Source organism: Leeuwenhoekiella palythoae (genome assembly GCF_020310025.1).
Classification (GTDB): Bacteria; Bacteroidota; Bacteroidia; order Flavobacteriales; family Flavobacteriaceae; genus Leeuwenhoekiella; species Leeuwenhoekiella palythoae.
In genome coordinates this window covers 2,672,708-2,692,680 of record NZ_CP084318.1, presented here as the reverse complement: position 1 = coordinate 2,692,680, position 19,973 = coordinate 2,672,708, and the positions used below count along the sequence as shown (strand labels likewise).

Sequence of the window (19,973 nt, the reverse complement as noted above, 5' to 3'; positions counted from 1 at the left end):
TCACGCTGATCAAAGTCCGCTTAGATAGCATTCGCCTGTAAAGTGGTATCTTTAAAAGAAAAAATGCTACTTAATGTCTCCTACAATAATCCTGAAGTTACCCGAAAGATCAACACCGAAGTAGGAAAACCTTTTACGCTGCGCGAGCGCATTAAAATGAAAGGGATTGGTTCTTCAAAACTCTTTATCACTGCTACGAGTATTGAAATTCACAACCTACTTATTCTTGACAGCTATGTCAACACCTGTAATATTGAAATGCGCCCTAACGGGATCATAGTGGGTTTCCGCTCGTTGCTAGAATCATACGCACTGATCATCCCATACTACAAACTGCGCATTTACAAAGGCCAAGCCGAAATATACAGCATTTACAGAGATCAGTATTTTATAAAAATTAGAGCGAAAGCTAACGACAAAGCCACGCATAAATTCATTAAGAAAATAATGGATTTTAAAGCTGAGAATCTTCCGCTAGGTCCTGAGGATCTGTAGTTGCCTCAAGTTAAATAAACTGGCAATAATTTCGAGGAAAAGCAAGGGCTATAATACGAGAGCCAAACATATAATCTAACTTGATATAAAAAATGCAGCAAGACATTACACCCTACTGCATTGATCGTAATTATTCTTTGACTTCTACTTAGTATTGAAAAAACCAGCCCGAGTTTTTTGCTTTGACAAAAAGCGTAAAGGATTTGATTTTCATTTTATCTTCACTCATTAGAAAATACTGAAGGATTTCGGTTTCCTTATCATTTGTTAAAACGTAAATTCTATCTTTAAACTCACCCGATGTATTGAACTGTAACTGGATTTCACTTAATCCTTTCACCTCTTCATAGGGGAAAACTTTAGGGTCATCAAGCTTTCGTATCTCTGGATTTGGAATTAACCATCCATTATCTTTTTTATTCTTACGAGTTTCCTTAATAATCTGGATTACAAGTTTTTTCCTTTTGGTCGCTGAAGCCTTAAGATTATCTTCTTGATCAGTCGAGATATACTCATCAAAAACAATTTCTGGATCAATAGATTTATCAAAAAGATCCAAAACAAAACGAGATATCATTTTTTCTTGTTCATTTTCTTGGGAATAAGCCACATTAAAAGCTAATAGAAGTACTATGAAATATGCTTTTTTCATGAATGATTTTTTTATTAACATCTTCGTGATTCTTTAGAAGAATCAACCTTTATATTTCTTTATAGTAATAACATTATCAGAATTCATCTTCCTACTTGCCTAGACTTCTTCCTGAATAAGTAAGTTAAGAAACTGTACTTGATGGAAGTGTGATCCCTCCTCTTTTTGCGACTTCAATAATAAAATCAGCATAAGCACAACTACTCACATTATTTTTATTAGGAGGATTTTTGATCTACGAAATAATGTCCCTGAGTTGAGATACTTTGATCACTTTAAAAATACTTCCGTGAAATAAATATTCATTATTATCTCTTAATTCAGAATCATACGTCACACCAACACCTACGGTCGCATAAATTGAGCTACTCTTAGGAAACATTCTTTAATTCAAATATAGATATTAGGGTCTTAAGATTGCTAATACAAATCTGTATCATATAATAAATCCATTTCAAAAATCGTATCTTTAAAAGGCTATGAAAATATTACTTACAGGAGCTAATGGTTATATTGGGATGCGACTCATCCCCTTTCTTTTAGAGGCCGGGCACGAATTGGTTTGCACCGTTCGGGACAAAAACAGACTAGCGGTAAACCCGCGTACGCGTTCTAAGATCAGTATTGTTGAAATTGATTTTCTCGAAGAACCCAATCCAGATTTACTACCTCAAGACATTGATGCGGCCTATTACCTGATTCATTCTATGACCTCATCAACGGTAGATTTTGATGAGAAGGAAAAACGCGCTGCAGAAAACTTTAATATTTACCTCTCTAAAACACGATGTGAGCAGGTAATTTATTTGAGTGGTATCGTGAATGATGAAAAATTAAGCAAGCACCTCAACTCCCGAAAACAAGTAGAAGACACGCTGTATCAAGGCAATTTTAATCTAACGGTTTTGCGCGCAGCCATCATTGTAGGTTCCGGGAGTTCTTCATTTGAGATCATTAGAGATCTCTGCGAAAAACTACCACTTATGATTACCCCAAAATGGGTAAAAACGCGCTGTCAGCCCATTGCCATTCGTAATGTAATTCAATACTTAACCGGAGTTCTAGGCAACAAATCTTGCTACAATGATTCGTTTGACATTGGCGGTCCTGATGTTTTGACCTATAAACAAATGATGCTGCTGTACTCTAAAATAAGAGGTCTCAGCCTTAGTATTTTAGACGTGCCGGTAATGAGCCCCAAGCTTTCGTCTTATTGGCTTTATTTTGTCACTTCAACCAGTTATAAACTTGCCCTCAATCTGGTTGACAGTATGCGTGTAGAAGTGATTACCTGCGATACGCGTTTACAGGAAATGCTCCATATAAAACCTATAAATTATACGGATGCTATCAAGCTCGCTTTTGAAAAAATTGAACAAAACCAAGTGGTCTCTAGCTGGAAAGATAGTTTAGTAAGTGGGCGGTTTAGAAAAGATCTTAATCATTACATCAAAGTTCCTGAATACGGCTGCCTTAAAGACCGCCAAAGTATAAAGCTGAAAAATCCAGAACAAGCGCTCGAGAACATTTGGTCAATTGGCGGTAAACGCGGCTGGTATTATGCTAACACCTTATGGAAAATTCGAGGTTTTATAGATAAATTATGGGGAGGTGTTGGTTTGCGTAGAGGCCGCACACACAGCAACGAACTTTACGAAGGGGATTCTCTTGATTTTTGGCGCGTGCTTCTCGCGGATAAAGAGGAACGCCGTCTCTTGCTTTTTGCCGAAATGCGCGTTCCCGGTGAGGCGTGGCTTGATTGGGAGATCGACGACGACAATATATTACATCAAACTGCTACCTTTAGACCTCGCGGACTTTGGGGCCGTCTTTATTGGTTCAGCATGCTGCCTTTTCACTATTTTATTTTCGGAGGAATGATTCGCAATATTGCGCGTTATGAACCTAAAGCTACAGCAATATCAAATTCATAACTACGCTAAGAGCAAACCTTTTAATTCTGATTCCGGCTGTGATTTTACTTGGTCTTGCCGGTCTTATTTTTTTATTTCCAGAAGAGAGTTATGCATTGATCGAAACGCTCTCAACCAGCATTCGAAGCTATTTTGGAAGGTTTTATCTTATTCTTGGTTTAGTATGTGTGCTTCTTCTTGCAGGACTTGCAGTATCTCCCTTAGGAAAATTTAAACTGGGAAGAACCAATGAAAAACCTGCATTTTCGCGATTGTCTTGGATCGCTATGCTTTACAGCGCCGGAATGGGTGCAGGCATTCTGCTCAGAGCTGTTCAAGAGCCCGTATTTATGCAGCAGAATCCGCCAATTATTACTAAAACTTCTGCTGAAATTCAGGCTTTAGAATTTACATTTTACCAATGGGGCTTTACCGCCTGGGCTTTTTATGCTGTTTTTGCTTTAGCCATTGGCACTGCTGTATTTAAATACGGTCGCCCGGCCTATACCAGCAGTACAGTTTTTACCCATTCAAAAACACGTGCTTCTAAAATTGGCATCAAGAGTATAGATCTGCTGGTAATTTTGACCACCGTCTTCGGACTCATCGCTGCTGTAGCATTAGGCGCACGACAAATTAAAGGCGGACTTGATTATTTAAACGGCGCTCTTTTAAGTGAAAATGTTTCGCTTGTAATCATAAGCGCAATTGGAGTTTTTGCACTGATCTCCGCTTTAAGCGGATTACAAAAAGGAATTAAAATGATATCCCGTACTAATATCTTTTTGTGTGTTACCCTTCTGTTTTTCGTCTTTCTACAAGGAAATATCTTATCGATACTAAATCAGTTTGTGAGCGCTTTATACCATTATTGTATTGATTTCATTCCGCTTAGTTTAGCTTACGGAAATTTTGATCCGGGAGAGGCCTTTCTCACTGATTGGACATATTATTATTGGGCGTTTTGGATCGCTTGGGCACCCTTTACGGGTATTTTTATCGCTAATATTTCCCGCGGAAGGACGCTAAGGGAAATTATAATCGGTGTGCTTTTGATCCCTTCATTGGGAAGTTTTTTCTGGTTTACCGTTTTTGGCCAATCGGCTTTTGAGCTTATCGAAGAATGGGGAAGCTATAACCGCGAGTTTGATAATGTATTCAATTCTCTATTTATCTTCCTCAGTAATTATCCGGCGCAATCCATCGTTAACGCATTAGTCATTCTTTTACTGCTAAGTTTTCTGGTCACCTCACTAGATTCGGCTATTCTTGTTCTTAGTCTGCACAACAGCCGGTCTGAAAACCCATCAAAACGCAGCCGAATTTTATGGGGACTACTTTTGACACTTACTACAATCGCTTTTACGATTCTGAGCTTCAATAAAGAAAACGTTGATGTTTTAAACACGATGCAAAAACTGCTCATCGTAACCTCCTTACCGCTCAGCTTCTTTATGGTTTGGATGCTATTCCGCTGGATAAAAAGTCTGCTGACTAAAGCTTAGGCAAGAAAATTTCGGCTAACATACACCGTGCGCTTCCGCCACCACACGTCTCAATAGTGGTTAAATCACTGCTTAGAATCTCACAATACTTTGTAATACTTGCAATTTGCGTGGCATCAAGGGCTTGATGCGCACTCGCACTCATGACTAAAAAGCGTTTACCCGCCGCATTTTTTACTTGCAGCATATTACCTGCAAATTGATGCATTTGCGCTTCGGTGATCGCAATAACCTCTTTCCCCGATTCTTTAAGCTGATTGATCACTTGTTTGCGCTCTTTTTTATCATCTATAGATTGTAGGCAAACCACAGCAAACTCTTCAGCAATACACATCATCACATTGGTGTGATAAATAGGAAGACGTTCATTACCCACCGTTTGATTTGCCGTAAATAGCACCGGTAAATATTCGAAATCCTCACAAAATTCTATAAACAAATCTTCATCAGCACGCGCCGAAAGCGCACAGTAGGCCTTCTCATTTACCCGATCTAAAATAATGCTACCGGTTCCTTCAAGAAAAAGTCCCTCTTCTTCTGCTTCTGTATAATCGATAACATTTTTAATCGCAAAACCAGAATCTTCCAATAACGTAAAAAATTCTTCGCGTCGTTCTCTACGCCTGTTTTCGGCATACATTGGGTATAACGCCACATCACCATTTTTATGAGTACTTACCCAGTTATTTGGAAAAATGGAGTCTGGCGTATTCAATTCCCTTTCATCCTGAAGTACCAGCACATGGATCCCGGCAGCTTTCAATTTTGTTACAAATGCATCAAATTCTTGTTGCGCCTGTGCATTGATGGCTTCGTTTTCCAACGCCAGATCTTCTTGAAAATAATTATTTACAGCAGTTTCTTCATTCTTTCTAAACGATGCAGGACGCACCATCAAAACGGTATCAGTAACTTGACTCATAGGGGTAATTTTTTTGCGGCCAAATGTAATAAGCTTAGCCCAAAATTCAATAGTTAAACTAATAAGAATTGCGTTTGCGAAAGCTTACTCGCGCACAAGTGGCAAGGTGCTGCACCTTAACAGGCCTTCTTGTTTTGAAATTTCGGCATACGGTACTTCTTCAACCGTGATCCCTTTACTTCGCAGCCAGGTATTCAAACGGGTAAAATTCTTTTCAGAAACAACCACATCGGGAGCGATTGAAAAAATATTTGAATTCATATGAAACATTTCTTCTGAGGAAATTTCAAAGACATTTTCTGCACCAAAAAAGTCAACTAACCACTGGTATTCCTCTTCTTCCAAAAATCCGTTTTTGTGTAGAATAGCGTACTTTTCTCCTACAGGCTGAAAACAGCAATCCAGGTGCAATGCGTTTTCATAAGGATTAGTATTGGATTTTCTTAGATTGAAAGAAACCACTTTTTTATCAGGAAACTGGTTCTGAAGCGCTTCTACAGCCAGCATGTTTGTGCGGGCAATAATATAATCTGCATAATCAGGACCGCGATAGACTCCAATGAAAATATAATCTCCGTGCGGCATAACATCGCCACCTTCTATGTGCGCCTCTTCTGGAAAGCGTATGATCTTATCCTCATCTATCTGAGTCAGCACGTGTTCAATCGCCTCAATCTCTTGCTCACGATCTGGAAGAATATTTGCTTTGATAAACGTGTCCTCTATTACAAAACCAATGTCTCTAGCAAAAATCTGGTTGTAATCATTTATGAGTTTTGGTCTAAAAACCTGAATTCCGTATTTATTAAAAACTTCTTCTAGCGCATTCATTTCTTCTACCATATCCTCCTCTTTAGGATAGGTGTTTTCTTTGATATGAAGCAGCGACTTAGGGTCATAAGCATCCTCAAGCTTTGGCACTCCGCCATTGCTTAATGCCGTACCCAAAATGACCGCCCTAAGGCGTGAAGTCTCGTCTATTACATTAAGTTTTATCATAGTCACAAATATAAAAACAAAAGCGGGTTTCTGATAGCTATCAAAAACCCGCTCTGAACTGATTTGTTGTTTTCTAACGCTCGTTCATAGGTTTGAATGGACGAAGTTTTTCACCTATATAAACCTGACGTGGTCTTCCAATAGGTTCTTTGCGTAAACGCATTTCTCTCCATTGCGCGATCCATCCCGGCACACGGCCCATTGCAAACATTACGGTAAACATTTCAACAGGAATTCCTAAAGCACGGTAGATAATACCTGAATAGAAATCTACGTTAGGATATAATTTTCTTTTTACAAAATAATCGTCTTCTAAAGCCTCTTTCTCTAAGCCTTTTGCGATAGCTAAAACTTCATCTTCAATACCCAATTGCTCCAGTACATCGTCTGCAGCTTTCTTAATGATCTTAGCTCTTGGATCAAAGTTTTTATAAACTCGGTGACCAAAGCCCATTAAACGGAACGGATCTTCTTTATCCTTTGCCTTAGCCATATATTTCTTAGTATCACCACCATCTGCTTTGATACCTTCTAACATCTCGATAACCGCTTGATTGGCTCCACCGTGAAGTGGTCCCCAAAGTGCAGAAATACCTGCGGAAATAGAAGCAAACAATCCTGCGTGAGATGATCCTACAATACGTACTGTTGAAGTTGAACAGTTTTGCTCGTGATCTGCGTGAAGGATTAAAAGCTTGTCTAATGCTTCAATAATCGTTGCATCTACCTTATACTCACTATTAGGTTTTGAGAACATCATTTTATGCAAGTTCTCAACATATGAAAGGCTGTCGTCTCCATAATCTAGCGGCTTGCTCATTTTAGTACGCATCGTCCACGCCACTAACACCGGAAACTTTCCTAAAAGCTTTACAATAGCGTTATACATATCTTCTTCAGAATCTACATTTACGGCATCTGGATTAAATGCTGTTAATGCCGAAGTTAGTGATGCTAAAACACCCATAGGATGAGCAGACTTTGGAAAACCATTTAAAATTTTCTTGACATCTTCATCAACATGATTCTCTTCTTTGATATCATTATGAAATTTAGTCAGCTGCTCTTCAGTAGGCAACTCTCCAAAAATCAAAAGATATACTACTTCTAAAAATGATGCTTTCTCGGCTAAATCTTCAATGGCGTAACCTCGGTATCTTAAAATTCCTTCTTCACCGTTAAGAAAGGTAATCGCACTTTCACAACTTCCGGTGTTTTTGAACCCGGGATCAATAGTTGTATAACCACCTGTTACTGCGCGCAAGCTGGCGATATCGATTGCACTTTCATTTTCAGTACCAGTTACTATAGGAAACTCATAGGACTTATCACCTATTGTCAGTTTAGCATTATCTGCCATTTCTTTAATATGTTTTAGCTGATTATCAAAATTTTCAAGAGCTGCTAAATTACGAAATACAAAGGGATTTCTAAAGAATTTGGCACTTTTGGAAGGTTAAAAAAATGAAAATAAAAAAGGGGTAAATACTATAAAAGTATACTACCCCTCACCCAACTTCAAAACTTAGATTTCTTTAGTTTGGTTAAAAAGAGCGAAACATACTTAGTTCAGAATCGCTCTTTCACCCAACTTCAAATTTTCTGACCTAGTAAACTAGATAATGTTAGGTGACATTAGTCTAATTTTGAAGGTTGGTTGTTCAATTTATTTGCGAGGTTAAATTAATAGTTTTTTTCTTACTAACATTTCAAATCGAAAAAAAATTACACACTTAATCGTTAAAACCAATCACTTAAGTTGTTGTTTACAAGTAATAAACCACTACTTCATTTTTTCGCTTTTTGGGATTTAGACGCATAAAAAAAGGGCACTCAAACGAGTACCCCTTTTTTAAATTAAAAATGCTTATTTTACTTTAAAGGCTTTTTCTTGAGGAAAATAAGCTACAGTACCTAATTCTTCTTCGATACGTAAAAGTTGATTGTATTTTGCCATACGATCACTTCTTGAAGCAGAACCGGTCTTTATTTGGCCGGTGTTAAGTGCCACAGCAAGATCTGCAATCGTATTATCTTCTGTCTCTCCTGATCTGTGAGACATTACTGAAGTATAACCTGCATTATGCGCCATATTTACAGCGGCAATAGTTTCAGTAAGTGTGCCTATCTGATTAACCTTGATCAAGATTGAATTTGCTATTCCGTTTTCAATTCCACGAGAAAGACGCTCTACATTGGTAACGAATAAATCATCACCCACTAGTTGTACTTTATCTCCGATTTTTTCGGTTAATGACTTCCAACCTTCCCAATCGTTCTCATCCATACCATCTTCAATAGAGATAATAGGATACTTCGAAGCAAGTTCTGCAAGATATTGCGCTTGTTCCTCGCTTGTTCTCACTACACCTTTATCACCTTCAAATTTGGTGTAATCGTATTTTCCGTCTACATAAAATTCAGCAGAAGCACAGTCTAGAGCGATCATAACTTCGTCTCCAAACTTATATCCTGCGTTTTCAACGGCTTTCTGAATACTTTCAATTGCATCTTCAGTACCATCAAGTGTAGGTGCAAAACCACCTTCATCTCCTACTGCAGTACTAAGACCACGATCGTGAAGTACTTTCTTTAGATTATGGAATATTTCGGTACCCATTTTCATCGCGTGGGTAAAATCTTTAGCCTTTACAGGCATAACCATAAACTCTTGAAAAGCAATAGGCGCATCACTATGAGAACCTCCGTTGATGATATTCATCATAGGCACCGGTAACGTGTTAGCACTTACTCCACCTACATAACGATAAAGTGGCATATTAAGTTCATTAGCTGCTGCTTTAGCTACAGCCAAAGAAACACCCAAAATTGCATTGGCACCAAGCTTTGATTTATTTGGAGTTCCGTCTAAATCGATCATCGTTTGATCAATTAGATTTTGTTCAAAAACAGATACTCCTAAAAGTTCTTGAGCTATTACTGCATTAACATTCTCAACAGCTTTTAAAACACCTTTACCCATATAATCTGAACCCCCATCGCGTAGTTCAACTGCCTCGTGCTCACCTGTAGAAGCTCCAGAAGGAACGGCCGCTCTACCAAGAACACCATTTTCAGTTAAAACATCTACTTCTACTGTGGGATTTCCACGAGAATCTAGAATTTGACGTGCGTGGATATTGATTATTATACTCATTGTTATCTAAATATTGATTAGTTAATATAGTTTGCGCAATATACGGAATACTGCCTTATTTAGCCGCTAGCTACGGCGGTTTTGCACGATTTTAAAGATTATTTAAAACTTGAGAGCATCTTAAGGATTTTGATAGAAAAACTGCAAGCCAAGTCATTTTACACCCTGCAAAACATAAAAAATCCCGGACTAGCCGGGATTATATTTATACTGAAACTTGAGACATTCTATCTACAAACTCATCAAAGAGGTAGGTGGCGTCGTTAGGCCCCGGGCCAGCCTCTGGGTGATACTGCACTGAAAAACAGTTTTTATTTTTCATTTTAAGACCCATAACCGTCTGATCGTTGAGATGCTTATGCGTAACCTCGATCTCAGGATTATTAATGGCTTCATCATAATTCACGGCAAATCCGTGGTTTTGAGAAGTTATTTCTCCTTTACCGCTTCCGTGATTTAAAACCGGGTGATTGATGCCGCGATGCCCGTGGTGCATTTTAAAAGTGCTGATTCCATTAGCCAAAGCAATTATTTGGTGCCCTAAACAAATACCAAATAGTGGCATATCATCATTAATGATCTTTTGAGCAGTTGCAATTACCTCTTTTAAAGGTTCTGGATCTCCAGGACCATTTGAAAGGAAAAACCCATCAGGATTCCAAGCTTTCATCTCTTCGTAAGAAGCATTATATGGGAAAACCTTGATATACATATCACGTTTAGCCATATTGCGCAAAATATTTTTCTTGATCCCTAAATCAATCGCCGCAACCTTGTATTTGGCATTTTCATCGCCAAAATAATAAGGCTCCTTAGTACTTACTTTAGAAGCTAGCTCTAGTCCGTGCATATTTGGCACTTCAGCAAGTTGCTTTTTGAGTTCGTCTACATTATCTACGTCTGTAGAAATGATCGCGTTCATCGCGCCGTTATCCCTAATGTACGAAACTAAAGCACGTGTGTCTACATCAGAAATAACAAACAAATTATTTCTATCAAGGAAAGATTGAAGTGATTCATCTACACGAATACGTGAATAATTGTAACTAAAGTTTCGGCAGACAAGCCCTGAAATCTTTACTGTTTCAGATTCGGTTTCCTCGTTATTTCCTCCGTAATTACCAATGTGTGCATTGGTAGTAACCATAATCTGACCGAAATAAGACGGATCTGTAAAAATTTCTTGATAGCCGGTCATCCCGGTGTTGAAACAAACTTCTCCAAAAGCAGTCCCTTCTTTATTACCTACAGATTTTCCGTAGAAGATAGTACCATCTGCTAGTAATAAAAGTGCTTTTCTATTGGTTTGATATTTCATTGATAATTTTTTTTCAAAATTAATTTATAGGTTTAAAACGTAAAAGAAGTCTTGTATTTATTTACAGACTATTTGCATAGTCCATCATCTTAATAACATCTTTCTCATCTCCATAAGACAAGTCATTTCGCTTTACATATTCAACGAGTTCCTTTTCTTTAGCTTTTTCCAAATTAAAAGATTTTAAAACTTTTGATTTACGCAGTGGCATTAATGTTATTTTATCGTCACGCTCGTAGTAGAAATTCTCCCTTCTGATATATTTATCTGTAGGTCTGTTTTTCATAGGATCTGGCGAACTAGGCACTAGCTTTACCGAATATGCTTTAAGCAGTCTCTCACTACCATTGTCAGCAAGAATCTCGTAAATCTGTCTACCTGTTTTAGTAAACTTGCTCTCGTATTTTCTACCTAAAACTTCAAAATAATCAATTTGATTAAACTGAAAAGTAAAGAGTGAATCTTGACCTATTTTAGTAACAAAAGCTTGTGTATTCAAGTTTAGATTGATGTTGTCAAGCATATAGAGCTGTCCATTAGTGGCATAAACGCGGGCACTGTGAATCCAGTCATCAAATAAATAAGGTGAGCCCTCAACCCGTGCAACAGGAGGTATACTTTGTATAGAACCGTAAGAATTACGAACTCCGTTAGATACAGATAATAATTGGTCTGGATTATTCACTAAACGCTCCTGATCTTGAGCAAACGACATTACTGTGAATAAAAAAACGGTGAGATTGATGAACTGTCTAAACATGATAATAAAGTTTAAAGATTTATAAATACAAAAAAAGGATAAGCCATAAGGCTTATCCTTTTTTAAAAATTTAAAACATTAATATGTTTTTACTCTTCCTCGTCATTAGCTTTTGTTTCTTTAACTGGAGCTTCTGTCTTAGCTGGAGCAGCTGATTTCTTACCTGCTCTACGAGTAGATTTTTTCTTGGTCTTACCAAGATTGTATAATTCGTTGTAATCAACTAATTCGATCATCGCCATATCAGCGTTATCACCTAGACGATTACCTAATTTAATGATTCGTGTATAACCACCTGGACGATCACCAACCTTTACAGCTACATCTCTAAAAAGTTCTGCAACTGCATCCTTTTGACGCAATTTACTCATAACAATACGACGATTGTGCGTAGTGTCTTCTTTAGATTTTGTCACTAAAGGCTCTACAAACTGCTTTAAAGCTTTTGCTTTAGCAACAGTAGTATTGATGCGTTTATGCTCAATTAATGAACATGCCATATTAGCTAACATAGATTTTCTATGTGCAGTCTGGCGTCCTAAATGATTATTCTTTTTTCCGTGTCTCATGACATTTAATTTAAGCTACCATCTTGCTCTACCCATTTTGAGGAGCAAAATATGGAGCGTTACTAATCTTTATCTAATTTGTATTTTGAAAGATCCATTCCAAAATTAAGGCCTTTTACATTTACAAGCTCTTCAAGCTCTGTAAGTGATTTTTTACCAAAATTACGGAATTTCATCAGATCATTCTTGTTATAAGAAACCAAGTCTCCTAACGTCTCAACTTCTGCAGCTTTTAGACAGTTTAAGGCACGTACAGAAAGATCCATATCTACCAATTTAGTCTTAAGTAACTGACGCATGTGAAGCGACTCTTCATCATAAGTTTCAGTCTGAGCAATTTCATCAGCCTCAAGGGTGATACGCTCATCAGAAAATAACATAAAATGATGAATCAAAGTTTTTGCTGCTTCAGTTAAAGCATCTTTAGGATGAATTGAACCATCAGTGATGATTTCAAAAACTAACTTTTCATAGTCGGTTTTCTGCTCTACACGATAGTTCTCAATGCTATACTTCACATTTTTAATAGGAGTATAGATTGAATCTGTAAAGATAGTCCCTACAGGTGCATTTTGTTTCTTATTCTCTTCGGCAGGAACATAACCACGACCTTTTTCTACCGTGATTTCCATATTGATATTAACTTTCTTCTCCATATTGGCGATAACCAAATCTGGATTAAGAATTTGAAAACCAGAAATAAATTTCTGGAAATCACCAGCAGTTAACTGCTCTTTATCAGAAACCGAAATAGTTACAGTCTCATTATCAATCTCATCAATTTGTCTCTTAAATCGTACTTGTTTAAGATTAAGAATGATTTCTGTAAAGTCTTCTACAACTCCTGCTATAGTTGAAAACTCATGATCTACTCCTTCAACACGTACTGAAGTAATTGCAAAACCTTCTAAAGAAGAAAGCAATACTCTACGTAGCGCGTTACCCACAGTTAAACCGTAACCTGGCTCTAAAGGTCTGAATTCAAACTTACCTTCAAAGTCAGTAGAGTCAATCATTATGACCTTATCGGGCTTCTGGAAATTTAGTAATGCCATATTATGTTTTCTAAGAGTTGTTATTTATTATTTAGAGTACAATTCGACAATGAACTGTTCGTTGATATTTTCTGGGATCTGAATACGTTCAGGAACAGAAACGAAAGTACCTTGTTTAGAATCATTATTCCAAGAGATCCACTCATAAACGTGGCTAGCATTTGCTAAAGAATCTTGAATTGCACTTAATGATTTTGATTTTTCACGTACAGCAACAACATCTCCTGCTTTTAATTGATAAGAAGGAATGTTTACTAAATCACCGTTTACAGTGATATGTCTGTGTGAAACTAATTGACGAGCTGCTCTTCTTGAAGGAGCGATACCCATTCTAAAAACAACATTATCTAAACGAGACTCACAAAGTTGTAATAAAACAACCCCGGTAATACCCGTTGCACTTGTTGCTTTTTCAAACATATTACGGAATTGATTTTCTAAAATCCCATAAGTATATTTTGCTTTTTGCTTCTCTTGAAGCTGGATCGCATATTCAGACTTCTTACCACGACGTCTGTTGTTACCATGTTGACCTGGAGGGTAGTTTCTTTTCTCAAAAGATTTGTCATCTCCAAAAATCGCTTCTCCAAACTTACGAGCGATTTTAGTCTTAGGACCGGTATATCTTGCCATTTTAAAAATAATTAGTGGGGTGATTAAGGAATTAAGGTCTAGTCCTTCGCAAAATCGTTACTCCCCGATTGATATAAAAAATTAATTAAACTCTTCTTCTTTTAGGAGGACGACATCCGTTGTGTGGTAGTGGAGTAACATCGATGATCTCAGTTACTTCGATACCACTGTTGTGGATAGATCTGATTGCAGATTCACGACCATTACCTGGTCCTTTCACATACACCTTTACTTTACGTAATCCTGCTTCGTGAGCAACTTTACTTGCATCCTCTGCAGCTAACTGAGCAGCGTAAGGAGTATTTTTCTTAGAACCTCTAAAGCCCATTTTACCGGCAGAAGACCAAGAAACAACATCACCTTTCTTATTAGTCAAAGAAATTAAGATATTGTTGAAAGACGCAGCGATATGCGCTTCTCCTACAGACTCAACAATTACTTTACGCTTTTTAGTGGTTTTTGCAGCCTTACCGCTTTTTCCTCCACCTTTAGTGTTTTGCTTTGCCATTATTACTTATTATTTAGTTGCTTTTTTCTTGTTAGCAACCGTTTTACGCTTACCTTTTCTAGTTCTAGAGTTGTTCTTTGTACGTTGACCTCTAAGTGGTAAACCAGAACGGTGTCTGATACCTCTATAGCAACCAATGTCCATAAGACGCTTAATACTCATAGAAACCTCACTTCTAAGTTCACCTTCTATCTTATAAGAACCTACAGCTTCACGAATACGACCAATTTGATCATCATCCCATTCGTTTACTTTTAAATTCTCATCAACATCTGCTTGAGCTAATATTTTCTGAGCTCTGCTTTTTCCGATTCCAAAGATGTAAGTCAAAGCGATTACACCTCTCTTTTGTTTTGGGATATCTACCCCTGCAATTCTAGCCATAATCCTTAACCTTGTCTTTGTTTGAACTTAGGGTTCTTTTTGTTAATTACGTATAATCTTCCTTTGCGACGTACAATCTTGCAGTCTGCACTTCTTTTCTTTACTGATGCTCTTACTTTCATCTTACTAGTATCTATAAGTTATACGAGCCTTTGTTAAATCGTAAGGGCTCATTTCAAGTTTTACTTTGTCCCCAGGTAGTAATTTTATGTAATGCATGCGCATCTTACCTGAGATATGCGCTGTTACGATGTGACCATTTTCTAGCTCAACGCGAAACATTGCGTTAGACAATGCCTCAATAATTGAACCGTCTTGCTCTATTGCTTGCTGTTTTGCCATTATGCTACTGCTTTTCTATTCTTACCTGTTTTCATCAAGCCATCGTAATGTCTGTTTAACAAGTATGAATTTACCTGTTGCATCGTATCGATAGCTACACCCACTAGAATAAGCAATGATGTTCCTCCGTAGAACAAAGCCCATCCTTGTTGCATTCCAAGTACACTTACTGCTATAGCAGGAAATATTGCTATAAGCGCTAAAAATATAGAACCTGGAAGCGTAATCTGCGACATGATTCGATCTAAATACTCCGAAGTTTCTGTACCTGGACGAATACCTGCTATAAAACCACCGCTTCTCTTAAGATCATCAGCCATTTTATTGGTAGGTACTGTAATCGCAGTATAGAAATACGTAAAGATGATAATCAATAAACCGAATACAAGGTTGTACCAAAATCCAAATATATTGGTAAACTGAGAAGCAATAGACTGTGCTGTTGGCGACTCAGAAAGACCAATAACTGCACCAGGAATAAACATAATAGCCTGAGCGAAAATGATAGGCATAACCCCTGAAGCATTAAGCTTTAACGGTATATACTGTCTACTTCCAAATACATTACGCTCATAACTACCGCTAGCAGTTCTTCTTGCATACTGCACTGGAATCTGACGTACAGCCATTACCAATAGTACAGATAGTAAAATGATAACAAACCAGATCACTAATTCAATAAGAATCATGATAAGTCCACCATTTGATTCAGAAACTCTAGAAACCCACTCCTGTAAAAATGATTGAGGTAGTCTAGCTATAATCCCAACCATAATTAAAAGCGAGATCCCATTACCAATACCTTTATCAGTAATTTTTTCTCCTAACCACATCGCAAAAATACAACCGGTAGTTAAAATGATTACTGAAGAAATGATAAACGTCACATTACTACCCATAACGAAGGCTTCCGGTGGAAGCAAGTTAAATAGATTGGTAATGTAACCAGGCCCCTGAATAAGTGTGATCGCAATAGTCAACCAACGAGTAATTTGGTTGATTTTACGACGTCCACTCTCTCCTTCCTTTTGCAGTTTTTGTAAATAAGGCACCGCAATACCCATTAACTGCACCACAATAGATGCAGAGATGTAGGGCATGATACCAAGAGCAAATACAGAGGCATTCGAAAATGCCCCACCTGTAAATGCGTTTAACAACCCAAGAAGCCCACCGTCTGTTTGAGCGGCAAGATTTGCTAATTGAGATGCGTCAATACCCGGAAGAACAATCTGAGCCCCAAAACGGTATACTAAAAGTAAACCTAGGGTTAAAAGAATGCGATTCTTTAACTCTTCAATCTTCCAGATATTTTTAATCGTTTCTATAGCCTTCATGCTGATTTATGTTATAAAGTTACTGCTTCTCCGCCTGCTGCTTCTATAGCTTTCTGTGCTGAGGCTGTAAATTTATGAACTGTAATCTTCAATTTAGCTTTTAACTCACCGCGTCCTAAAATCTTAACAAGATCATTTTTCCCAGCCAGTCTGTTTTCTACTAAAACATCAATGGTAACTTCATCCTTGATTCTTCCAGCATCAACATATTCTTGTAGCGTGTCAAGATTTACACCAGTAAATTCTTTACGGTTAATATTTGTAAATCCAAATTTAGGCACACGTCTTTGAAGTGGCATTTGCCCTCCTTCAAAACCTACTTTTTTAGAATATCCTGATCTTGACTTCGCACCTTTGTGCCCACGGCCTGCAGTTCCACCATTTCCTGTAGCTTCACCACGACCTCGCCTACTGTCGTTCTTTTTTACCGAGCCAGCTGCCGGTTTTAGATTGTTTAAACCCATCTCAATTTATATTTAAGCTTCTTCTACAGAAACTAAATGACTTACTTTGTTAATCATCCCCAAGATGTTAGGAGTATTCTCGTGCTCCACTACTTGGCCCATTTTCTTAAGACCTAACGCCTCTAATGTTCTCTTCTGGTTCTGAGTACGATTGATCGCGCTCTTTACCTTAGTTACTTTAATCTTTGCCATTGTCTTAAAAATTATCCTTTAAAAACTTTTTCAAGAGAAATTCCTCGCTGCTTTGCAACAGTCTCAGCACTTCTTAATTGTAAAAGTGCGTCAAAGGTAGCTTTTACTACGTTATGAGGGTTAGAAGATCCTTGATTTTTTGAAAGTACATCGTGAACCCCTACAGATTCTAGTACAGAACGAATTGCACCACCAGCAATTACCCCGGTACCAGGAGCAGCCGGCATAAGTAGAACGCGTGCTCCACCATATTTACCTTTTTGCTCGTGAGGAATAGTACTTTTATTTAATGGTATACGTACAAGGTTTTTCTTTGCGTCTTCTACTGCTTTTGCAATTGCACTAGCAACATCCTTAGACTTACCAAGACCTTGACCTACTACACCGTTCTCATCTCCAACAACCACAATAGCAGAAAAACCAAAAGCTCTACCACCCTTTGTTACCTTGGTAACACGTTGAACACCAACCAAACGATCTTTAAGATCTAAACCGCTTGGTTTTACTAACTCGACGTTTTTATAATTTTGATACATAACTTCTTAGAATTTTAATCCGCCTTCTCGGGCTCCTTCTGCTAATTGTTTTACTCTACCGTGGTATAAATAACCACCTCTATCAAAAGCTACCGCTTCGATTCCAGCTTCTTTAGCTTTCTCTGCGATTGCCATACCTACCTTCTTAGCAACTTCAGCTTTGCTTCCTTCTGCAGAGAAATCCTTATCTCTTGAAGAAGCTGCACTTAAGGTTTTACCGGTAGTATCATCTATTATCTGCGCGTAAATCTCTTTATTACTTCTATATACAGATAGTCTTGGACGCTCTGTAGTACCCACAAGTGCCTTACGAATTCTACGACGTATTTTATTTCTTCTAGTATACTTTGAAAATGCCATATCTCTATATATTATGCAGATTTACCTGCTTTTCTTCTAATTTGCTCTCCTACAAACTTGATACCTTTTCCTTTGTAAGGTTCAGGCTTACGGAAACTTCTAATTTTAGCAGCTACTTGACCTACTAATTGTTTATCGTGAGAAGTTAATTTAACGATAGGGTTCTTACCTTTTTCGGTAATAGTCTCTACCTTAACTTCAGGAGCGATATCCATAACGATGTTATGTGAAAAACCAAGCGCCATATCTAATTTTTGACCTTGATTTGCTGCTCTGTAACCTACACCTACTAATTCTAATGATTTAGTATACCCTTCAGATACACCAGCAATCATATTAGCGATAAGCGCACGATATAGACCGTGTTTAGCTTTAAATTCAGCCTTTTCAGAAGAACGCTCTAAAACTACAACACCCTCTTCTACTTTAATATCTATGTTAGAATACTCTTGCTTTAGCTCTCCTAACTTTCCTTTTACCGTAATAACACCTTCTGCCACTTCAACAGTAACTCCTGAAGGTATTGTAACTGGACTTTTTCCTATTCTTGACATTGCTCTGTTTCTTTTAACTGATTAATATACGTAGCAAAGTACTTCACCTCCAACATTCTCACTCTGAGCCTGCTTTCCTGTCATTACTCCCTTTGAAGTAGAAACGATAGAGATACCTAAACCATTTAAAATACGTGGCACATCTTTAGAAGATGCGTACTTACGTAGACCTGGTTTACTGATTCTCTGAATATCTTTAATAACTGACTCTTTAGTCTCCTTGTCATATTTCAAGGCGATCTTGATAGATCCTTGAGCCGTTTTATCTTCAAATTTGTAACTTAAGATATAACCTTGATCAAATAAGATCTTGGTTATTTCTTTCTTTAAGTTTGAAGCAGGTATTTCCACAACTCTGTGGTTTGCTGCTGCTGCGTTTCTAATCCTTGTTAGAAAGTCTGCAATAGTATCTGTATACATTTATATTAAATTGCGGTCTTGGTTTTCATCAACAACCATTGTTAACGAACCTAAAACCAGTTTATTCCTAATTTACCAGCTTGCCTTTTTCACACCTGGTATAAGACCCTGATTAGCCATCTCACGGAATGTAACACGTGAAATACCAAAAGTTCTCATATATCCTTTAGGACGCCCTGTTAATTTACAACGGTTATGTTGACGTACAGGAGATGCATTCTTAGGCAGCTTTTGTAATGCCTCATAATCACCAGCCTCTTTTAAGGCTTTTCTTTTTTCAGCATATTTGGCTGCAAGTTTCTCGCGTTTTCTCTCACGAGCTTTCATTGATTCTTTTGCCATAATTACTTCTTTTTAAAGGGTAGCCCCAATTGAGTTAATAATGATTTTGCTTCTTTATCTGTTTCCGCAGAAGTTTCAAAGGTAATATTCATTCCTTCAATTTTACGTACTTTATCAATATCAATTTCAGGAAAAATAATTTGCTCCTCAATACCAAGGTTATAGTTCCCGCGACCGTCAAAACCAGTTGCGTTGATACCGTTAAAATCTCTAACTCGTGGTAATGCTGAAGTGATCAAACGATCTAAAAATTCATACATACGCTCTCCACGAAGGGTAACTTTAGCACCAATAGGCATACCCTTTCTAAGTTTAAAGGCTGCAACGTCTTTTTTAGACATTGTAGCTACAGCACGTTGACCAGAAATAGTAGATAATTCTTCTACAGAATAATCAATTAATTTCTTATCAGCTACAGCAGCACCAACCCCTCTAGAGATTACAATCTTTCTTAATTTAGGTACCTGCATAACATTTTGATACCCAAATTCTTCAGTAAGAGCAGCTATCACACGCTCTTTATATTCTGTCTTTAGTCTTGAAATGTAAGCCATAA

27 protein-coding genes are annotated in these 19,973 nt (G+C 37.6%); 3 read left to right on the top strand and 24 right to left on the bottom strand.

The window, feature by feature from the left end; all coding sequences use genetic code 11:
• Nucleotides 1-63 precede the first annotated feature (63 nt).
• On the top strand, nt 64-495 hold the full coding sequence (locus tag LDL79_RS11540) for a hypothetical protein (RefSeq protein ID WP_225597777.1): 432 nt from the start codon (nt 64-66) through the stop codon (nt 493-495).
• A 148-nt stretch (nt 496-643) separates the two neighbouring features.
• Here LDL79_RS11540 and LDL79_RS11535 read toward each other — a convergent pair whose 3' ends face one another.
• Both LDL79_RS11535 and LDL79_RS11530 read right to left on the bottom strand, forming a co-directional pair.
• A complete protein-coding gene (locus tag LDL79_RS11535) occupies nt 644-1,147 on the bottom strand; it encodes a hypothetical protein (protein WP_225597776.1) in 504 nt (167 codons plus the stop codon).
• Between the two features lie 235 nt (nt 1,148-1,382).
• Nucleotides 1,383-1,529 (bottom strand): hypothetical protein, encoded by a 147-nt coding sequence (locus LDL79_RS11530; RefSeq protein WP_225597775.1) that lies wholly within the window; start codon nt 1,527-1,529, stop codon nt 1,383-1,385.
• A gap of 97 nt (nt 1,530-1,626) precedes the next feature.
• Here LDL79_RS11530 and LDL79_RS11525 point away from each other — a divergent pair, with 97 nt between their 5' ends.
• On the top strand, nt 1,627-3,081 hold the full coding sequence (locus tag LDL79_RS11525; RefSeq protein ID WP_225597774.1) for an SDR family oxidoreductase: 1,455 nt from the start codon (nt 1,627-1,629) through the stop codon (nt 3,079-3,081).
• A complete protein-coding gene (locus tag LDL79_RS11520; RefSeq protein ID WP_317197768.1) occupies nt 3,069-4,565 on the top strand; it encodes a BCCT family transporter in 1,497 nt (498 codons plus the stop codon). Before LDL79_RS11525 ends, LDL79_RS11520 begins: the two co-directional genes overlap by 13 nt.
• Here LDL79_RS11520 and ctlX read toward each other — a convergent pair.
• The 22 genes from ctlX to rplE all read right to left on the bottom strand — a co-directional run bounded on the left by ctlX (nt 4,555) and on the right by rplE (nt 19,971).
• Nucleotides 4,555-5,487, bottom strand: a complete 933-nt coding sequence (gene ctlX / locus LDL79_RS11515) for a citrulline utilization hydrolase CtlX (protein ID WP_225597772.1) — start codon at nt 5,485-5,487, stop codon at nt 4,555-4,557. The two genes, LDL79_RS11520 and ctlX, sit on opposite strands and share 11 nt — an antisense overlap.
• 84 nt (nt 5,488-5,571) lie before the next feature.
• Nucleotides 5,572-6,486, bottom strand: coding sequence for a dimethylarginine dimethylaminohydrolase family protein (locus tag LDL79_RS11510; RefSeq protein ID WP_225597771.1), 915 nt, complete (start codon nt 6,484-6,486; stop codon nt 5,572-5,574).
• A gap of 73 nt (nt 6,487-6,559) precedes the next feature.
• Nucleotides 6,560-7,846, bottom strand: coding sequence for a citrate synthase (locus tag LDL79_RS11505; RefSeq protein WP_225597770.1), 1,287 nt, complete (start codon nt 7,844-7,846; stop codon nt 6,560-6,562).
• Nucleotides 7,847-8,353: 507 nt separating this feature from the next.
• Nucleotides 8,354-9,643, bottom strand: coding sequence for a phosphopyruvate hydratase (gene eno / locus LDL79_RS11500; protein ID WP_072984057.1), 1,290 nt, complete (start codon nt 9,641-9,643; stop codon nt 8,354-8,356).
• A 205-nt stretch (nt 9,644-9,848) separates the two neighbouring features.
• On the bottom strand, nt 9,849-10,961 hold the full coding sequence (carA, locus tag LDL79_RS11495) for a glutamine-hydrolyzing carbamoyl-phosphate synthase small subunit (protein ID WP_072984059.1): 1,113 nt from the start codon (nt 10,959-10,961) through the stop codon (nt 9,849-9,851).
• Nucleotides 10,962-11,022: 61 nt separating this feature from the next.
• A complete protein-coding gene (locus tag LDL79_RS11490) occupies nt 11,023-11,721 on the bottom strand; it encodes a hypothetical protein (RefSeq protein WP_072984061.1) in 699 nt (232 codons plus the stop codon).
• 89 nt (nt 11,722-11,810) lie between these two features.
• Nucleotides 11,811-12,290, bottom strand: a complete 480-nt coding sequence (rplQ, locus tag LDL79_RS11485) for a 50S ribosomal protein L17 (RefSeq protein ID WP_072984063.1) — start codon at nt 12,288-12,290, stop codon at nt 11,811-11,813.
• Between the two features lie 62 nt (nt 12,291-12,352).
• Nucleotides 12,353-13,345, bottom strand: a complete 993-nt coding sequence (locus LDL79_RS11480; RefSeq protein WP_072984068.1) for a DNA-directed RNA polymerase subunit alpha — start codon at nt 13,343-13,345, stop codon at nt 12,353-12,355.
• Between the two features lie 27 nt (nt 13,346-13,372).
• Nucleotides 13,373-13,978 (bottom strand): 30S ribosomal protein S4, encoded by a 606-nt coding sequence (rpsD, locus tag LDL79_RS11475; protein ID WP_072984071.1) that lies wholly within the window; start codon nt 13,976-13,978, stop codon nt 13,373-13,375.
• A gap of 85 nt (nt 13,979-14,063) precedes the next feature.
• Nucleotides 14,064-14,486: a 30S ribosomal protein S11 gene (gene rpsK / locus LDL79_RS11470; protein ID WP_009779205.1), complete on the bottom strand. Its 423-nt coding sequence runs from the start codon at nt 14,484-14,486 to the stop codon at nt 14,064-14,066.
• 9 nt (nt 14,487-14,495) lie between these two features.
• Nucleotides 14,496-14,870: a 30S ribosomal protein S13 gene (gene rpsM / locus LDL79_RS11465; protein ID WP_009779204.1), complete on the bottom strand. Its 375-nt coding sequence runs from the start codon at nt 14,868-14,870 to the stop codon at nt 14,496-14,498.
• 5 nt (nt 14,871-14,875) lie between these two features.
• Complete coding sequence (ykgO, locus tag LDL79_RS11460; protein WP_009779203.1) at nt 14,876-14,992, bottom strand: type B 50S ribosomal protein L36; 117 nt, start codon at nt 14,990-14,992, stop codon at nt 14,876-14,878.
• A 4-nt stretch (nt 14,993-14,996) separates the two neighbouring features.
• Entirely contained in the window at nt 14,997-15,212 is a 216-nt protein-coding gene (gene infA, locus LDL79_RS11455) for a translation initiation factor IF-1 (RefSeq protein WP_009779202.1), read from the bottom strand.
• Nucleotides 15,212-16,549, bottom strand: coding sequence for a preprotein translocase subunit SecY (secY, locus tag LDL79_RS11450; protein WP_072984073.1), 1,338 nt, complete (start codon nt 16,547-16,549; stop codon nt 15,212-15,214). The genes infA and secY overlap by 1 nt, the downstream gene beginning before the upstream one ends.
• Before the next feature lie 11 nt (nt 16,550-16,560).
• Nucleotides 16,561-17,013: a 50S ribosomal protein L15 gene (rplO, locus tag LDL79_RS11445; protein ID WP_009779200.1), complete on the bottom strand. Its 453-nt coding sequence runs from the start codon at nt 17,011-17,013 to the stop codon at nt 16,561-16,563.
• A gap of 12 nt (nt 17,014-17,025) precedes the next feature.
• The gene (gene rpmD / locus LDL79_RS11440) at nt 17,026-17,205 is read right to left on the bottom strand and encodes a 50S ribosomal protein L30 (protein ID WP_009779199.1); all 180 of its coding nucleotides are present in this window, start codon (nt 17,203-17,205) and stop codon (nt 17,026-17,028) included.
• An 11-nt stretch (nt 17,206-17,216) separates the two neighbouring features.
• Nucleotides 17,217-17,741: a 30S ribosomal protein S5 gene (rpsE, locus tag LDL79_RS11435; RefSeq protein WP_072984075.1), complete on the bottom strand. Its 525-nt coding sequence runs from the start codon at nt 17,739-17,741 to the stop codon at nt 17,217-17,219.
• A 6-nt stretch (nt 17,742-17,747) separates the two neighbouring features.
• Nucleotides 17,748-18,101 (bottom strand): 50S ribosomal protein L18, encoded by a 354-nt coding sequence (gene rplR, locus LDL79_RS11430; protein WP_072984077.1) that lies wholly within the window; start codon nt 18,099-18,101, stop codon nt 17,748-17,750.
• Between the two features lie 11 nt (nt 18,102-18,112).
• On the bottom strand, nt 18,113-18,655 hold the full coding sequence (gene rplF / locus LDL79_RS11425; RefSeq protein WP_072984079.1) for a 50S ribosomal protein L6: 543 nt from the start codon (nt 18,653-18,655) through the stop codon (nt 18,113-18,115).
• A 21-nt stretch (nt 18,656-18,676) separates the two neighbouring features.
• Nucleotides 18,677-19,075: a 30S ribosomal protein S8 gene (gene rpsH / locus LDL79_RS11420; RefSeq protein WP_072984081.1), complete on the bottom strand. Its 399-nt coding sequence runs from the start codon at nt 19,073-19,075 to the stop codon at nt 18,677-18,679.
• 72 nt (nt 19,076-19,147) lie between these two features.
• Nucleotides 19,148-19,417 (bottom strand): 30S ribosomal protein S14, encoded by a 270-nt coding sequence (rpsN, locus tag LDL79_RS11415; RefSeq protein WP_009779194.1) that lies wholly within the window; start codon nt 19,415-19,417, stop codon nt 19,148-19,150.
• A gap of 2 nt (nt 19,418-19,419) precedes the next feature.
• Complete coding sequence (gene rplE, locus LDL79_RS11410) at nt 19,420-19,971, bottom strand: 50S ribosomal protein L5 (protein WP_072984083.1); 552 nt, start codon at nt 19,969-19,971, stop codon at nt 19,420-19,422.
• Nucleotides 19,972-19,973: the final 2 nt, after the last annotated feature.

Bases quoted from the DNA above. Each gene is read 5' to 3' on its own strand.
- ctlX (WP_225597772.1), bottom strand. From the start codon at position 5,487: ATGAGTCAAGTTACTGATACCGTTTTGATGGTGCGTCCTGCATCGTTT.
- rplF (WP_072984079.1), bottom strand. From the start codon at position 18,655: ATGTCAAGAATAGGAAAAAGTCCAGTTACAATACCTTCAGGAGTTACT.
- rpsM (WP_009779204.1), bottom strand. From the start codon at position 14,870: ATGGCTAGAATTGCAGGGGTAGATATCCCAAAACAAAAGAGAGGTGTA.
- carA (WP_072984059.1), bottom strand. From the start codon at position 10,961: ATGAAATATCAAACCAATAGAAAAGCACTTTTATTACTAGCAGATGGT.
- rplR (WP_072984077.1), bottom strand. From the start codon at position 18,101: ATGGCATTTTCAAAGTATACTAGAAGAAATAAAATACGTCGTAGAATT.
- LDL79_RS11530 (WP_225597775.1), bottom strand. From the start codon at position 1,529: ATGTTTCCTAAGAGTAGCTCAATTTATGCGACCGTAGGTGTTGGTGTG.
- rpmD (WP_009779199.1), bottom strand. From the start codon at position 17,205: ATGGCAAAGATTAAAGTAACTAAGGTAAAGAGCGCGATCAATCGTACT.
- rpsE (WP_072984075.1), bottom strand. From the start codon at position 17,741: ATGTATCAAAATTATAAAAACGTCGAGTTAGTAAAACCAAGCGGTTTA.
- secY (WP_072984073.1), bottom strand. From the start codon at position 16,549: ATGAAGGCTATAGAAACGATTAAAAATATCTGGAAGATTGAAGAGTTA.
- LDL79_RS11505 (WP_225597770.1), bottom strand. From the start codon at position 7,846: ATGGCAGATAATGCTAAACTGACAATAGGTGATAAGTCCTATGAGTTT.
- infA (WP_009779202.1), bottom strand. From the start codon at position 15,212: ATGGCAAAACAGCAAGCAATAGAGCAAGACGGTTCAATTATTGAGGCA.
- LDL79_RS11535 (WP_225597776.1), bottom strand. From the start codon at position 1,147: ATGAAAAAAGCATATTTCATAGTACTTCTATTAGCTTTTAATGTGGCT.
- LDL79_RS11525 (WP_225597774.1), top strand. From the start codon at position 1,627: ATGAAAATATTACTTACAGGAGCTAATGGTTATATTGGGATGCGACTC.
- rpsK (WP_009779205.1), bottom strand. From the start codon at position 14,486: ATGGCAAAGCAAAACACTAAAGGTGGAGGAAAAAGCGGTAAGGCTGCA.
- rpsH (WP_072984081.1), bottom strand. From the start codon at position 19,075: ATGTATACAGATACTATTGCAGACTTTCTAACAAGGATTAGAAACGCA.
- ykgO (WP_009779203.1), bottom strand. From the start codon at position 14,992: ATGAAAGTAAGAGCATCAGTAAAGAAAAGAAGTGCAGACTGCAAGATT.
- rpsN (WP_009779194.1), bottom strand. From the start codon at position 19,417: ATGGCAAAAGAATCAATGAAAGCTCGTGAGAGAAAACGCGAGAAACTT.
- eno (WP_072984057.1), bottom strand. From the start codon at position 9,643: ATGAGTATAATAATCAATATCCACGCACGTCAAATTCTAGATTCTCGT.
- rplE (WP_072984083.1), bottom strand. From the start codon at position 19,971: ATGGCTTACATTTCAAGACTAAAGACAGAATATAAAGAGCGTGTGATA.
- LDL79_RS11510 (WP_225597771.1), bottom strand. From the start codon at position 6,486: ATGATAAAACTTAATGTAATAGACGAGACTTCACGCCTTAGGGCGGTC.
- rplO (WP_009779200.1), bottom strand. From the start codon at position 17,013: ATGGGTTTAAACAATCTAAAACCGGCAGCTGGCTCGGTAAAAAAGAAC.
- LDL79_RS11480 (WP_072984068.1), bottom strand. From the start codon at position 13,345: ATGGCATTACTAAATTTCCAGAAGCCCGATAAGGTCATAATGATTGAC.
- rplQ (WP_072984063.1), bottom strand. From the start codon at position 12,290: ATGAGACACGGAAAAAAGAATAATCATTTAGGACGCCAGACTGCACAT.
- LDL79_RS11490 (WP_072984061.1), bottom strand. From the start codon at position 11,721: ATGTTTAGACAGTTCATCAATCTCACCGTTTTTTTATTCACAGTAATG.
- LDL79_RS11540 (WP_225597777.1), top strand. From the start codon at position 64: ATGCTACTTAATGTCTCCTACAATAATCCTGAAGTTACCCGAAAGATC.
- rpsD (WP_072984071.1), bottom strand. From the start codon at position 13,978: ATGGCAAGATATACCGGTCCTAAGACTAAAATCGCTCGTAAGTTTGGA.